The organism is Pseudomonas sp. S3E17 (assembly GCF_024168685.1).
In the GTDB taxonomy this organism is placed as follows: domain Bacteria; phylum Pseudomonadota; class Gammaproteobacteria; order Pseudomonadales; family Pseudomonadaceae; genus Aquipseudomonas; species Aquipseudomonas marginalis.
In genome coordinates, this window is sequence record NZ_JALJWE010000001.1 from 3815418 (window position 1) to 3829927 (window position 14510).

Sequence of the window (14510 nt, forward strand, 5' to 3'; positions counted from 1 at the left end):
CTACAGCGCCAGTTGCTCATGGCTGCCATTGAGCTGCCGCAGATGGGCCTGCATGTGCAGGCACCAGATCTGCGGGTCACCCGCCAGCTCATAGCCATGCAGGGTCAGGCTGTCGACGATCGATTGCAGCATGCTTTCTGCCACGAAGGGCCCATGAAACGGGCCCTGGGACTTGATTGTGGAAGGCTGCTCACCCGTCATTCCGGCGGCAAACAACAAGGTCCACATCCCGTTATCCCCCGCGAGCGGGCGAACGGAACATTCGATTCGGGTAACCAGGCCGAAGCACTGGCGGGTAAGGCAAAGGTTGCGCGGCATGGCGGCGACCCTCGGTAGATCGGTGTTCAGCCTCAACCTATGGCGAGGCTGTTTCTATCCAGCGACTCCTGTGGATATCCCTAAGGCTCAGAATAGAATAAAAACATGACAAACCAAGGCTGTAGGGACCAACGGACGTTGGCCCCTCGGAAGGACGTCAATTTAGTGACGTAACCAGATCCAAATGTGTGGGGGCTTGCTCCCGATGCAGTGTGTCAGTCGACATCTACATGACTGACCTATCGCAATCGGGAGCAAGCCCCCTCCCACAGGTTTGATCCGGCCTGGCCTCAGAACTCAGGTGGGCTTGGCTTCGGCCAGCGCCTGCTGCGCCAGCTCCTTCTCCGCTTCCTTCAGGTCTTCCTCGCTGATCATCTCGGCAATCGCGCGCAAGCGCTCGACCACGCGGGCATTGACCGTGCCTTCCGGGAACTGCCCCTCGGCGTCCGGCTCACCGGCATCCTCGCCCACCAGCAGGCTCAATGCCTCGTCGGCCTGACGCACCGCATAGATGTGGAATTGCCCGGCGCGCACGGCCTGCAACACCTTTTCATCCAGCATCAACGTGGCCACGTTGGCCTGGGGAATGATCGCCCCTTGCTCGCCGGTCAAACCGCGGGCTTCGCACAGGCGGAAGAAGCCTTCGATCTTCTCGTTGACCCCGCCCACGGCCTGCACTTCACCAAACTGGTTGATCGAACCGGTGATCGCAAAGCACTGCTTGAGCGGCGTCTTCGACAAGGCCGAGATCAAGGTACAGGCCTCGCCCAGGGACGCGCTGTCACCGTCCACGTAACCGTAGGACTGCTCCAGCGCGATACTCGCCGAGATCGCCAGCGGAAACTCCTGGGCATAGCGGCTGCCCAGGTAACCGGTGAGGATCATCACGCCTTTGGAGTGAATCGGCTGTCCAAGGTTAACTTCACGCTCGATGTCGACGATGCCGCTGCCGCCCGGGTAAACCGTGGCGGAAATCCGCGCCGGCACCCCGAACGCCGAGTCGCCGACCTCCAGCACCGTCAGCCCGTTGCACTTGCCGACCGCCGCGCCGGCGGTGTCGATCAGGATCACCCCGGCGAGCATATCGTCGAGAATCCGCGCCGACACACGCCCGGTGCGCGTGGCCTTGGCCTTCAGCGCACGCTCGATATGGCCCGCATCGGTCATCTCATCGCCTGCCAGGTGCCGGATAAAGTCCGCTTCGCTGACCAGCTGGAACAAATCCCCAATACGTGCCGACAAACGGCCCTGGTGCTCCGCCAGCCGTGCGCTGTAGGTGGCCAGGCGCGCCACCGCGTCAGAGGTCAGCGGCGCCATGCCTTCTTCCGAAGTGCGGGTCTTGAGCAACTGGGCGAACTGCTCCAGGCTCTCGTCCACCATCGGGATGTCTTCGTCGAAATCCACCAGCACCCGGAACATCTCCTGGAAGTCCGGATCGGCGTCCTGCAGCGCGTAATACAACTGGCGCGAACCGATAATGATGACTTTGACCTGCAATGGGATCATCTGCGGGTTAAGGGTCACGGTGGCCAGGCGGCCCAGTTCGCCCAGGGGCGATTCCATCTTCAGCTTGCGCGACTGCAGGGAACGCTTGAGGGCGTCCCACACAAACGGCTCGCTGAGCATCTTCTCGGCTTCAAGAATCAGAAAACCGCCGTTGGCACGGTGCAACGCACCCGGGCGTAACTGGCGATAGGTGGTGTACAGCGCGCCCTGGTCGGTGCTGTATTCGATACGGCCGAACAGGTTGTCGTAGGTCGGGTGCGGTTCAAACACCACCGGCGCGCCACCATTGACCGGATGGCCCACAACCAGGCTCGGGCAGTATTGCTCTTCGAGCAGCTTGCGGGCCTGGGCGTCGGTCTTGGCGTCGTCCACCAGTTGCTCGACCACGGTTTTCAGCAGGTACACCTGCATGGCCTGCAGGTAACCGCAGACACCGGCGTTCTCCGCGTACTTTTCCGACAGCGGTGCGAGCAAAGGCTGCAGGGCCAGGGTGATGGTTTCTTCGTTGAACTGACGCAGTTGGTTATTGGACTCGCGCTTCCACTGGGGCAGGCTGGCCAACTCCTCGTTGAGGCGTTCTTCCAGCTCGGAAATATCCGTGTGGAAACGCTCGCGATCCACTTCCGGCAACTGCGAGAACTCGGCCTCATCCAGGGCCTTGCCGTCGAGCATCGGGGTGAAGGCGATATTTGAGCTGTCGCGGTACAGCGCCACGTCCTTTTCCAGGGCCAGGCGCTCGATCACGTCCAGGGCCTTGTCATAGCGCTGGTTGAAGGCGCGGTCGATGGCACTCTTGCGCTGTTGATAAGTCGGGTGTTCGAACACCGCCGGGAAGGTCGCGACGAGGTTGTCGACCAGGCCATTGATATCGGCAATGAACGCCGCCGCACCGCCGCCTGGCAATTCCAGGGCGCGGGGTTCGCGAGGCTCGTCAAAATTGTTCACATAGACCCAATCCGCCGGGGTCTGCAGGCGCTTGCCCTCGGCTTTCAGGTAGCGTTTGACGAACGAAAAGCGGCCGGTGCCCGGCTCGCCCATGACAAATACGTTGTAACCGGGGCGTGGCATGGCCACACCGAACTGCAACGCTTCAACCGCACGTTCCTGGCCAAGCACACCGCGAAAGGGCTCCAAATCATTGGTGGTCGAGAAGCTGAACTGTTCAGCGGAGAAAGGGCGAGTCAGCGCTTCGGGCGCTAGACGCAAGCTGGCAGCAACAGGATCAGGCATCGGGCTTCCTTACATCAGGCGGGGCAGATGACGGCATTCTGGCTCCCTGTTGCGCGCTCTGGCAAGGCGCGCCGTTGGGAAACCCTGGACACGGGAGGCGCCCTGCCAAAAAAATCGCGACAATGCTGATTGTTTTATAAAAACACACGGAACCCTTGGAACGTGCCTAAACTCCAAACTGCGCGGGTTGGACTAATAACCGATCCCTAGGGCGCTATGAAGTGCCTGAACCCTTGTCCATTGGTTTGCACACAAAGAGAACAAAGCTATGAAACGGATCCTTCTCGGTACTCTCTTCACCGTCGTCTCCCTCAATGCAATGGCTGAAGCACCAGGTGGCCCGAACTGCGGTTGGGGCAACATGTTGTTCGAAGGCCAGCGCGGTACTCCAGCTCACTTCCTGGCTTCCACCACCAACGGTACTTCGGGTAACGCCACCTTCGGCATGACCTCGGGCACCAACGGTTGCAGCACCAACAGCGCGCTGACCTACGGCGGCAAGTCCTGGATTGCCATGAATGGCATGATGAACGAGCTGTCCGAAGACATGGCCAAGGGTAATGGCGAAGCACTGACCACCTACGCCGTGGTACTGGGCGTTGCTCCGGAAGATCGCGAGCACTTCGCTGCCGTGGCTCACGAACACTTCCAGCAAATCTTCAGCAAGGCCGATGTGACCGCTGAAGACGTGCACAACAACACCCTGGCTGTACTGAAAGGCGATGCCCGTCTGGCGAAATACGCTACCCAGGCTTAAGCTCGTCCTGCCCGCGCCTACCCAGGCGCGGGTTTTATTTTTGGACCCGCCTCTCCTTGGGTCTCTCTAATTTCCGACTTAAGTTGCCCCTATGCTCAAACGCTTTGCCTGGATGGCACTCTTTGCCTGCGCCCCGCTGTACGCGGCACCGCATCTTGATGATCAACGTTTGCAGCAACTGGCCAATGATCCGTTCTGGCTTTCTCTGGGCCATTACGAAGCCGGCAAAGTCAGTGGCTGGCGCAGTTATGTCAGTGAAAAGAAATTCTTCCTCGCCGCCGATGGCGCCCACCACCCGGATGCAGAACTCAAGGCCACCGTTGAAGCGCTTTACGCTCCGGCCAGCCTGGGTGAAAAACACGCTCAATGCGTTTACCCCGCACGTACCCGCTGGCTCAAGGATCAGTTGCACCTCACTGACCTGCCCGCCGTGGACTGCAAGGAATTCAAGCAGTGGTTCAAGGACGTCGCCCCCCATAGCGCAGTGATGATCTTCCCGGCGGCCTACCTCAACAGCCCGTCGTCGATGTTCGGCCACACCCTGCTGCGTATCGACCAGGCCGACGTGCAAAGCAACAAGACTGCGCTGCTCAGCTACGCGATCAACTTCGGCGCCTATATCGAAGGCTCGGACAACAGCATCCTGTACGCCTGGAAAGGCCTGATGGGCGGCTACCCCGGCCTGTTCGCCCTGGTGCCCTACCAGGAAAAACTCTCCGAATACCGCAGCCTCGAAAACCGCGACCTGTGGGAATACCGCCTCAACCTCACCCAGGTCGAGACCGAGCGCATGGTCGAACACGTGTGGGAGCTCAAGCAGATCCAGTTCGACTACTTTTTCTTCGATGAAAACTGCTCCTATCGCCTGCTGGAGCTGCTGCAAGTGGCGCGCCCCGGCCTGCGCCTGACCGAGCAATTCCCGCTCACCGCGATCCCCACCGACACGGTCAAGGCCGTGAAGGACGCGGGCCTGGTGGAAAAGATCGACTACCGTCCCTCCCGCGAGCGCGAGTTGCTGGAGCGTGCCAAGCCGCTGAACAGCGACGAACAGCAATGGGTGTTGAAGGTCAGCGACGACCAGCAGCAATTGCAGGCGCCAGCCTTCAAAGCATTGCCTCGCGACCGCCAGGCCCTGATCATCGACGCCGCCTACCGCCTGGGCCGCTACCGTGCCAATGGCCTCGAGCGCGACACCGCGCGCTCCCAACGCAGCTTCGAACTGCTGCGCGCGATCAACCAGAACCCCGCGCCCGACCTGACGATCACGCCCCCCGGCCTGCCCGAAAACGGCCATGAGTCCCGCACCTGGCAAGCCGGCCTCGGCACCCGTGGCGACAAGGCCTTCGGCGAATACGGCCTGCGCATGGCCTACCACGACCTCAACGACAACGCCGAAGGCTTCCCCCTCGGCGCGCAGATCGAAATCCTGCAGATGAAACTGCGCCAGTACGAAGGCAACCACTGGCAACTGCAGCAACTGGACCTGGCCACCATCCGCTCCCTGACCCCGCGCAACGCCTTGCTGCAGCCATGGTCCTGGCAAGTCACCGGCGGCCTGGAGCGGGTGCCCGGTAAACACGACGACGAAACCCTGGTCGCCCACGTCAACGGCGGCGCCGGCGGCACCTGGCAACTGCGCGACGACATGCTCGGCTTCGCCCTCGGCACCGTGCGCGTGGAACACAACAACGACTTCAACGAAGCCATCTCCCCTGCTGCCGGGTTCAATACCGGCGTGCTGTGGAAAACCCCCCTGGGCAACTTGAGCCTGGAGGCTAAAGGAGACTTCTTCACCAATGGTGAAGTGCGGCGCAGCATCAGCCTGAACCAGCAGTGGGAACTGTCCCGTAACCTGGGCCTGCGCCTGAGTGCACAGCGCGAGTACAGCCACTTGTCGACGCCGGTGAATGAAGTGATGCTTGAGGTGAAGTGGTATCACTACTGACCAACGCCTGGCGAACATCAAAAATGTGGGAGGGCCTTGCCCCCGATGGCGGCGGTTCAGTCCAGTATCGAGTGGCTGGCGCACCTCTATCGGGGCATGGGTCTCTACACAACTTTTCAGATCCTGAAAAATTCCCCTGTGGCGAGCGGGCTTGTCCCGCGTTGGGCTGCGTAGCAGCCCCAGTAAAGAAGAACGCGGTGTATCAGACACCCTGTAGAGGCTGGTTTTGGGGGGGGCAGGGTCAGCGCCCACCGCTCGATCTCATCGTGCTCCACACCTTTCTCACACCCCTTTCACACCTCCCCGACAAATCCCTATCTAGACTTCTCCTATCAGCCGTGAAACGGCCAGGGAGCAAGCAATGTGGCGGTATGCAGTAATGCTGTGTGCGGTGGTGTGGCTATCGGGTTGCCAGTCAACCCATCAGGAATTGCTGGCTCGGGGCTATCCGCCCGCCTTTGCCGATGGTTTTGACGATGGGTGCAGCAGCGGCCGCCAGGCGGCGGGGGTGATCACCGGGGTGTTTCGCAAAAACGTGCCGCGTTACCTGAAAGACCGGGTCTACGCCGAAGGCTGGGAGGATGGTTTTCGCCAGTGCAAGGCCATGCGCGAGAACGAGGAGCTGCGCGACTACAAGGACAATCACTGGGATGACCGTGAACGCGCCTGGCAACAGGAGAAGAACCGGGATGCTGCGCGGGCCTATCGCTCGCAATAGGTCGCTTTCAGACATTCATCGAAACTAAAGCGCGGCGAACATGGCCCAAGCTCCATAGAGGGAGAACGTCATGAGCCGAGCTTTTGTAAATGAGGACAACGCCGCCGCCCAGGCCGATCAGCCGGTGGAGCGCCAGGTCAGTGAGCAGCCCAATCGCCTGACCGCCCAGGGGTTGGCGCAATTGCAGGCCAAGGTTGCGCAGCTACAGGCCGCCCACAGCGCCGAGTCCGCCAAGGGCGAACAGGCCGATAAGCAGCGCCAGGCCGACCTTGAGCGGGATTTGCGCTACTTCAACCAGCGCATGCAAAGCGCCCAGGTGGTGGCGCCCGCTACGTCTACCGACAAGGTGCAGATCGGCAGCTGGGTGACGTTCGCCAATGAGCATGACGAACAGCAGCGCATTCAATTGGTCGGGGAAGACCAGGCCGATGCCGGCGCCGGCCTGATCAACTGGGGCTCGCCCCTGGGCCGTGCATTGCTGGGCGCCCAGGTGGGTGACGAGGTGCTGTGGAAGCGCCCCGTCGGCGATCAGTTGATCGAAGTCCTGCGCATCGAGGCCGAGGCTTAGACGATGCCCTGGGCCAGCATCGCGTCGGCAACCTTGACGAAGCCCGCAATGTTCGCGCCCTTCACGTAGTTGATCCGACCGTTCTCTTCGCCGTAGTGCACGCAGGCATGGTGGATCGACTGCATGATGTTGTGCAGCTTGCTGTCCACTTCACCGGCGGTCCACAACAGGCGCATGGCGTTCTGCGACATCTCCAGGCCGCTCACGGCGACGCCGCCGGCATTCGATGCCTTGCCCGGCGCAAACAGGATGCCCGCCTCGATAAAGATATCCACAGCCTCAAGGGTGGTCGGCATGTTGGCGCCTTCGGCCACGCAGATGCAGCCGTTGCGCAGCAGCGTGCGGGCCGCTTCGGCGTCGAGTTCGTTCTGGGTAGCGCATGGCAGGGCAATGTCGCAGGCCAGTTCCCAAGGAGTCTTACCGGCGCGGAATTCCAGGCCGTAACGGCCGGCCAGTTCGCTGATGCGCCCGCGCTGCACGTTTTTCAGCTCCAGCAGCGCCGACCATTGCTCCTCGGTCAAGCCGCTTTCGGCGTAGAGCGTGCCTTCGGAGTCGGACAGGGAAATCACCTTGCCGCCCAGGTCCATGACCTTGCGCGCCGCGTACTGGGCGACGTTGCCGGAGCCGGAGACCGCCACGCGCTTGCCTTCCACCCGCAGGCCATCGCGCTTGAGCATTTCTTCGGCGAAGTACACACACCCGAACCCGGTGGCTTCCGGGCGGATCAGGCTGCCGCCGTAGGTCATGCCCTTGCCGGTGAGCACGGAGGTGAATTGGTTGCTCAGGCGCTTGTACTGGCCGAACAGGAAGCCAATCTCCCGGGCGCCCACGCCGATGTCGCCGGCCGGCACGTCCACGTCTGCGCCGATATGGCGGTACAGCTCGCTCATGAACGCCTGGCAGAAGCGCATGACTTCGGCATCGCTCTTGCCTTTGGGATCAAAATCCGAGCCGCCCTTGCCGCCGCCCATGGGCAGCGAAGTCAGGGAGTTCTTGAAGGTCTGCTCGAAGGCGAGGAACTTCAGCACACCCAGGTTTACCGACGGGTGGAAACGCAGGCCGCCCTTGTAGGGGCCGATGGCGCTGTTCATCTGGATACGAAAGCCGCGGTTGACCTGGACCTTGCCGTGATCATCGACCCACGACACCCGAAAGGTAATCGCACGCTCCGGCTCGCAGATGCGCTCCAGGATGCCCGAGGCTAGGTAGTGGGGATTGGCTTCAAGAAACGGCCACAGGCTGCGTAGGACTTCTTCTACCGCCTGGTGGAATTCCGGCTGGTCGGGGTCGCGTTTTTTCAGGCGGGCGAGGAAGGATTCGACGGATTCGATCATGAAAAGTCTCGGCAAATTGATTGTTTTTAAATGAGATTGAGCCGGACTTTATCAATTCATGTCGCACCGCGACAGGGCAAAATGTCGCTTTTGTGAATTTAAATGGTGCATTAGATATAAATAAACCCAGGAAAAAGGGATTTATCGCACTTAAAAGGGGATTACCAAGGCAGGTTATGCACCAGCAGGGAAAAAGCTATCGGGGGCAAGCCCCCTCCCACATTTGATCGGTGTGGGTCAGGAAAAATGTACAAAAAAAACGGAGCCCGAGGGCTCCGCTTTTTTCACACCAGCCGGATCAGGCCAGTTTTTTGTGCCGTACACGGTGCGGCTGGGCGGCAGCTTCGCCCAGGCGCTTTTTACGGTCCGCTTCGTACTCGGTGTAGTTGCCTTCGAAGAACACCGCTTGCGAGTCGTCTTCGTACGCCAGGATGTGGGTCGCGACGCGGTCAAGGAACCACCGATCGTGAGAGATCACAATGGCGGCGCCCGGGAAGTCCAGCAGGGCTTCTTCCAGGGAACGCAGGGTTTCAACGTCGAGGTCGTTGGACGGTTCGTCGAGCAGCAGGACGTTGCCGCCCTCTTTCAGGGTCAGGGCCAGGTGCAAGCGACCGCGCTCACCACCGGACAGGTCCTTGACGAACTTCTGCTGGTCGCCGCCCTTGAAGTTGAAACGGCCGACGTAGGTGCGCGACGGGATTTCATAGTTGCCGATGCGGATCTGGTCGGAACCGTCGGAAATTTGCTGGAACACAGTCTTGCTGCCATCCAGGTCTTCGCGGCTCTGGTCCACACAGGCCAGTTGCACGGTTTCGCCGATTTCGATGCTGCCCGAATCCGGCGTTTCCTTGCCCATCAGCATGCGGAACAGGGTGGATTTACCCGCGCCGTTACCACCAATGACGCCGACGATCGCGCCTTTTGGCATGGAGAACGACAGGTTGTCGATCAGCACGCGATCGCCATAGCCTTTGCACACGTTCTTGAACTCGATGACCTTGTCACCCAGGCGCGGACCGGCCGGAATGTAGATCTCGTTGGTTTCGCTGCGCTTCTGGAATTCCTGCGACTGCATTTCTTCGAAGCGTTGCAGACGTGCCTTGGATTTGGACTGGCGGGCCTTAGCGCCTTTGCGCACCCACTCCAGTTCTTCCTTCATGGCTTTTTCGTGGGCCGATTGCTGCTTGGATTCGGCGGCCAGACGGTCGGACTTGGCTTCCAGCCAACCGGAGTAGTTGCCCTCGTAAGGGATACCGGCGCCACGGTCAAGCTCGAGGATCCAGCCGGCAACGTTGTCGAGGAAGTAGCGGTCGTGCGTGATCGCAACCACGGTGCCGGGGAAATCGTGCAGGAAGTGCTCCAGCCAAGCGACGGAGTCGGCGTCCAGGTGGTTGGTCGGTTCGTCGAGCAGCAGCATGTCGGGCGCCGACAGCAGCAGGCGGCACAAGGCCACGCGACGTTTTTCACCACCCGACAGATGTTCGACCTTGGCGTCCCACGCCGGCAGGCGCAGTGCATCGGCGGCGACTTCCAGCTGGCGCTCCAGGTTGTGACCGTCGCCGGCCTGCAGGATGGCTTCGAGCTTGGCTTGTTCAGCGGCCAGCTTGTCGAAGTCGGCGTCCGGTTCGGCGTAGGCGGCGTAGACCTCGTCCAGGCGGGCCTGGGCGTCCTTGATCACGCTGACGGCCTCTTCGACCACTTCACGCACGGTCTTGGTCGGGTCCAGGATCGGCTCCTGGGGCAGGTAACCGATGTTCAGTTCCGGCATCGGGCGGGCTTCGCCTTCGAACTCGGTGTCGACGCCGGCCATGATTTTCAGCAGCGTGGACTTACCCGAACCGTTGAGGCCGAGCACGCCGATCTTGGCGCCGGGGAAGAAGGACAGCGAAATGTTTTTCAGGATTTCCCGCTTCGGAGGGACAACTTTTCCCAGCCTATGCATGGTGAAGACGTATTGAGCCATGGTGAACCTAGCGTCAGTGACTGATGAATTAAGCGGGCGAAGCCCGTGCCAGGCCATGCGCCGCGCGGGCCGTTGACTATCATCAATGCCAGCGAGCGGAAAAAGCCTGAATGTCTGGGGCTGGAACGCCCCCGCGTAACCGGCAAAGCTACCTGAATGCGCTTGGTCAGTCCAGCCAAGCAGGGCTGGCACTTTGCCACAAGTCAAGGCATGCTAGCCGCCCTTCGGGCGTCCGGCTTATAGTGCACGTCGCGCGCCAGTCCAGCCAAACCGCAGGATCACAGCTTGTCCAAAGTCACGCCGCCAACGCCCTTGCGCGCCGCTCATGTAGCGCCGGGAACGCCCCTGCACGGCACCCTCAAAGGCGCATTGGCGACGCTCGTCCTCCTGCTGCTCGCATTATTGTTCTGGCAACTGCTGGACCAGTTGCAGCAAAACCAGAAAAACCAACAGCAATACACCATCGACTACAGTGCCGACCTGGCTGAACAGATCAGCCTGAACATGGCCCTGAGCGCAAAAATTGCCCTGAACCTGCTACCGATGGTCGAGCCGCCGCGCGACATCGAACAGCAACAGGCCTTGACGCGCACGTTGCAGCGCTCGCTGCCGGAACTGCGCAGTATCGCCCTGCTGGCGCCCAGCGGCGCGATGATCAGCGACAGCGCCAATGACAGCCAGGACAGCGCCTGGCTGGAAGAGTTGGTGCAGCGCAGCCACGGCCAACCCTATTACCTGAGCAATAACAACGACGGCACCCTCATCTATCTGCTGCTGCACCAGCCCAGCGGCGGCTCAAGGATGTACTGGGCGCTGCGCCTGGCACCCGAGTACCTGGTCAACCTGACCCGCCAGGACAGCCAGGGCCAACGACCGATGTGGGCCATCGAGAACCGCCTGAACCACCGTGTGGTCAGCCGTGACAGCGGCATGCCGGCGCAATGGGGCGACGCCCTGACCCCGGATGACCTGAATAAAAGCGTGCTGGTCACGCCCCTGAGCAAAAGCGACTGGCAATTGCGTGGGATGTTCGACCGCGCAGCCGTGCTGGAACAACTGCTGCCGGCGTTTATCGGTAAATGCCTGCTGGGCCTGGCCTTCTCGCTGATCCCCGTGATCGTGTTGCTGAATATGCGTCGCCGCCAGCGCCAGGTGCATGAAGGCCGGCGTCGGTATCAGGATATTTTCGAAGGCACCGGCGTCGCCCTGTGCGTACTTGACCTGTCGGGCCTGAGTGCATTCTTTGGCAAGGTGCACTTGCAGACCCGCGAGCAACTGCACGCCTGGCTGCAAACCTCCCCCGAGGAATGCCGGCAGTTGCTCACCGAACTGCGCATCACCGAGATCAACCAGGTGGCGGTGAGCCTGCTCAGAGTGGGCTCCTGCGAGGAAGCGTGGGAGCGGCTGATCGATGATTGCCCGCGCAACACCACGTCCATCGGGCATCAGATACTCGAAGCGGTCCTGACCCAACAGAATCAGCTTGAGTTGGAAATCCAGCTCAAGGATGTGGCCGGCAACGAACAGTACCTTTGGATGGTGATGCGCCTGCCGGAGCAGCAGGACGACTTCAAGGCGGTGATCCTCAGCATCAGCGACATCACCAGCCGCAAGCTGATCGAGCTGTCGCTGGTGGAACGCGAAAGCTTCTGGTCGGACGTGGTGCGTACCGTGCCCGACCACTTGTATGTGCAGGACGTGATCAGCCAGCGGATGATCTTCAGCAACCACCATCTGGGCCACACCCTCGGCTATACCAAGGCCGAACTGCAGCAAATGGGCGAGTATTTCTGGGAAATCCTGCTGCACCCCGAAGACGCCGAGCATTACCACGATTTGCGCCAGCAGCAACGTCAGGCCGGCTACGCGACGCAGTTGCACTGCCAGTTGCGCTTTCGCCATCGTAACAACCAATGGCGGCGCTTTGATATCCGCGAGCAGGCCCTGGCGCGGGACAAATCGGCGCAAGTCACGCGTATCATCGGTGTGGCCAAGGACATCACCGACCAGATCGAAGCCAGCGAGTCCCTGCGCGACAGCGAAAAGCGCTACCGCATGCTGGCCGAAAGCATCAGCGACGTGATCTGCTCCACCGACAGCCAACTGGCCCTCAACTACATCAGCCCGTCGGTCAACGCCGTGCTGGGTTACGACGTGGACTGGGTATTCAAGAACGGCTGGCAGTCGATCATCGCCAACCCCCAGCAACTGACCGGCATCTATAGCTTGCTGGAACAGGTCAGCCGGGCGCTGGGCGATCCCGACGCGCTGAACAGACTCCGCGATCAAGTGCAGACCCAATTGTTCCTGTTCGACTGCCTGCGCGCCGACGGCCGCAAGGTGCCGATCGAGCTGCGCCTGGTGCTGGTGTGGGATGAGCACGGGGCCTTCGAAGGTGTCCTCGGCGTGGGCCGCGATATCAGCCAGCAACGCCGCGCGGAAAAAGACCTGCGCATGGCCGCCACCGTATTCGAACACTCCACGTCGGCGATCCTGATCACCGACCCGGCCGGTTATATCGTGCAGGCCAACGAGGCGTTCAGCCGGGTCAGCGGTTATGCGGTGAGTGACGTACTCGACCAGTTGCCGAACATGCTCACCGTCGACGAACAACAGGAAGCCCACCTGCGCTACGTGCTCAAGCAATTGCACCAGCACAGCACCTGGGAAGGCGAAGTGTGGCTCAAGCGCCGTAACGGCGAGCACTACCCGGCCTGGGTCGGCATTACGGCGGTGTTCGACGACGAAGGCGACCTGGCGAGTTATGTGTGTTTCTTCAGTGATATCAGCGAACGCAAGGCCAGCGAACAGCGCATCCACCGTCTGGCCTACTACGACGCCCTGACCCACCTGCCCAACCGCACGCTGTTCCAGGACCGCCTGCACACCGCGCTGCAATCAGCCGAACGGCAGAAGTCGTGGGTGGTGCTGATGTTCCTTGACCTTGACCGTTTCAAGCCGATCAACGACTCCCTGGGCCACGCGGCCGGCGACCGCATGCTCAAGGAAATGGCGACCCGCCTGCTCGGCTGCGTGGCCGAAGACGACACCGTGGCACGCATGGGCGGCGACGAGTTCACGTTGCTGCTGCAACCACGGGTCAACCGCGAAATGGCGCTGAACCGCGCGATCCATGTGGCCGAGCAGATCCTCGCCAGCCTGGTGAAGCCCTTCGTGCTGGAGGGTCGCGAGTTCTTTGTGACCGCCAGTATCGGCATCGCACTCAGCCCCCAGGACGGCAACGAGCTGAGCCAACTGATGAAAAACGCCGACACCGCGATGTATCACGCCAAGGAACGCGGCAAGAACAACTTCCAGTTCTATCAGGCCGATATGAACGCCAGCGCCCTGGAACGCCTGGAACTGGAGAGCGACCTGCGCCACGCCCTGGAGCAGGACGAATTCGTGCTCTATTACCAGCCGCAGTTCAGCGGCGACGGCAAACGCCTGACCGGCGCCGAGGCGTTGCTGCGCTGGCGCCACCCACGCCGTGGACTGGTGCCGCCGGGGGACTTCATTCCGGTGCTCGAAGAGCTGGGCCTGGTGGTGGACGTGGGCGACTGGGTGATCAGCGAAGCCTGTCGCCAGCTCAAGACCTGGCACCAGAACAAGGTGCGGGTACCGAAAGTCTCGGTGAACATCTCCGCGCGACAGTTCTCCGACGGCCAACTGGGCACGCGCATCGCCACCATCCTCAAGGACACCGGCCTGCCGCCGGCGTGCCTGGAACTGGAGCTGACCGAAAGTATCCTGATGCGCGAAGTCAACGAAGCCATGCACATCCTCGACAGCCTGAAAAACCTGGGCCTGAGCATCGCGGTGGACGACTTCGGCACCGGTTATTCGTCCCTCAACTACCTCAAGCAATTCCCCATCGACGTGCTGAAAATCGACCGCACCTTCGTCGATGGCCTGCCCTCCGGCGAACAGGATGCACAAATCGCCCGCGCCATTATCGCCATGGCCCACAGCCTCAACCTGGCGGTGATTGCCGAAGGTGTGGAAACCCATGAGCAGCTGGACTTCCTGCGCGAGCATGGTTGCGACGAGGTGCAGGGGTATCTGTTCGGGCGGCCGATGCCGGCACATCGGTTCGAGGCGCAGTTCAGCAATGATGCGCTGTTCATGTTCGATTGAGCGGTGTGATGAGGCCGGCACAGTCACCGCCCAT

At 61.3% G+C, this 14510-nt stretch carries 9 protein-coding genes; 5 read left to right on the top strand and 4 right to left on the bottom strand.

The annotated features are described in order from the left end of the window. The gene (locus J3D60_RS17035) at nucleotides 1-318 is read right to left on the bottom strand and encodes a hypothetical protein (RefSeq protein ID WP_027605329.1); all 318 of its coding nucleotides are present in this window, start codon (nucleotides 316-318) and stop codon (nucleotides 1-3) included. A gap of 297 nt (nucleotides 319-615) precedes the next feature. Then, nucleotides 616-3054, bottom strand: coding sequence for a Lon protease family protein (locus tag J3D60_RS17040; RefSeq protein ID WP_065925342.1), 2439 nt, complete (start codon nucleotides 3052-3054; stop codon nucleotides 616-618). Between the two features lie 268 nt (nucleotides 3055-3322). On the opposite strand from J3D60_RS17040, the gene J3D60_RS17045 reads away from it, so the two are divergent. The 4 genes from J3D60_RS17045 (at nucleotide 3323) to J3D60_RS17060 (ending at nucleotide 7042) form a co-directional block, all read left to right on the top strand. After that, nucleotides 3323-3811 carry a DUF3015 domain-containing protein gene (locus J3D60_RS17045; protein ID WP_027605327.1) on the top strand — a complete coding sequence of 163 codons (489 nt, stop codon included), beginning with the start codon at nucleotides 3323-3325 and terminating at the stop codon, nucleotides 3809-3811. 91 nt (nucleotides 3812-3902) lie between these two features. Further along, nucleotides 3903-5756: a DUF4105 domain-containing protein gene (locus J3D60_RS17050; RefSeq protein ID WP_253492118.1), complete on the top strand. Its 1854-nt coding sequence runs from the start codon at nucleotides 3903-3905 to the stop codon at nucleotides 5754-5756. A 361-nt stretch (nucleotides 5757-6117) separates the two neighbouring features. Next, the gene (locus J3D60_RS17055; RefSeq protein WP_065938304.1) at nucleotides 6118-6474 is read left to right on the top strand and encodes a hypothetical protein; all 357 of its coding nucleotides are present in this window, start codon (nucleotides 6118-6120) and stop codon (nucleotides 6472-6474) included. Nucleotides 6475-6544: 70 nt separating this feature from the next. After that, nucleotides 6545-7042, top strand: coding sequence for a GreA/GreB family elongation factor (locus J3D60_RS17060; RefSeq protein WP_253492120.1), 498 nt, complete (start codon nucleotides 6545-6547; stop codon nucleotides 7040-7042). Here the strand turns inward: J3D60_RS17060 and gdhA are convergent. Together gdhA and ettA are read right to left on the bottom strand one after the other, a co-directional pair. Further along, nucleotides 7039-8376, bottom strand: a complete 1338-nt coding sequence (gdhA, locus tag J3D60_RS17065; protein ID WP_065938305.1) for an NADP-specific glutamate dehydrogenase — start codon at nucleotides 8374-8376, stop codon at nucleotides 7039-7041. The genes J3D60_RS17060 and gdhA overlap by 4 nt on opposite strands. 298 nt (nucleotides 8377-8674) lie before the next feature. After that, nucleotides 8675-10339, bottom strand: a complete 1665-nt coding sequence (ettA, locus tag J3D60_RS17070; RefSeq protein ID WP_027605320.1) for an energy-dependent translational throttle protein EttA — start codon at nucleotides 10337-10339, stop codon at nucleotides 8675-8677. A 285-nt stretch (nucleotides 10340-10624) separates the two neighbouring features. Between ettA and J3D60_RS17075 the strand changes: the two genes are divergently transcribed. After that, complete coding sequence (locus J3D60_RS17075; RefSeq protein WP_253492121.1) at nucleotides 10625-14476, top strand: bifunctional diguanylate cyclase/phosphodiesterase; 3852 nt, start codon at nucleotides 10625-10627, stop codon at nucleotides 14474-14476. Nucleotides 14477-14510 lie beyond the last annotated feature (34 nt).

Excerpts from the sequence above, each read along its gene's own strand:
- J3D60_RS17035 (WP_027605329.1), bottom strand. The coding sequence starts at position 318 with ATGCCGCGCAACCTTTGCCTTACCCGCCAGTGCTTCGGCCTGGTTACC.
- J3D60_RS17040 (WP_065925342.1), bottom strand. The coding sequence starts at position 3,054 with ATGCCTGATCCTGTTGCTGCCAGCTTGCGTCTAGCGCCCGAAGCGCTG.
- J3D60_RS17045 (WP_027605327.1), top strand. The coding sequence starts at position 3,323 with ATGAAACGGATCCTTCTCGGTACTCTCTTCACCGTCGTCTCCCTCAAT.
- J3D60_RS17050 (WP_253492118.1), top strand. The coding sequence starts at position 3,903 with ATGCTCAAACGCTTTGCCTGGATGGCACTCTTTGCCTGCGCCCCGCTG.
- J3D60_RS17055 (WP_065938304.1), top strand. The coding sequence starts at position 6,118 with ATGTGGCGGTATGCAGTAATGCTGTGTGCGGTGGTGTGGCTATCGGGT.
- J3D60_RS17060 (WP_253492120.1), top strand. The coding sequence starts at position 6,545 with ATGAGCCGAGCTTTTGTAAATGAGGACAACGCCGCCGCCCAGGCCGAT.
- gdhA (WP_065938305.1), bottom strand. The coding sequence starts at position 8,376 with ATGATCGAATCCGTCGAATCCTTCCTCGCCCGCCTGAAAAAACGCGAC.
- ettA (WP_027605320.1), bottom strand. The coding sequence starts at position 10,339 with ATGGCTCAATACGTCTTCACCATGCATAGGCTGGGAAAAGTTGTCCCT.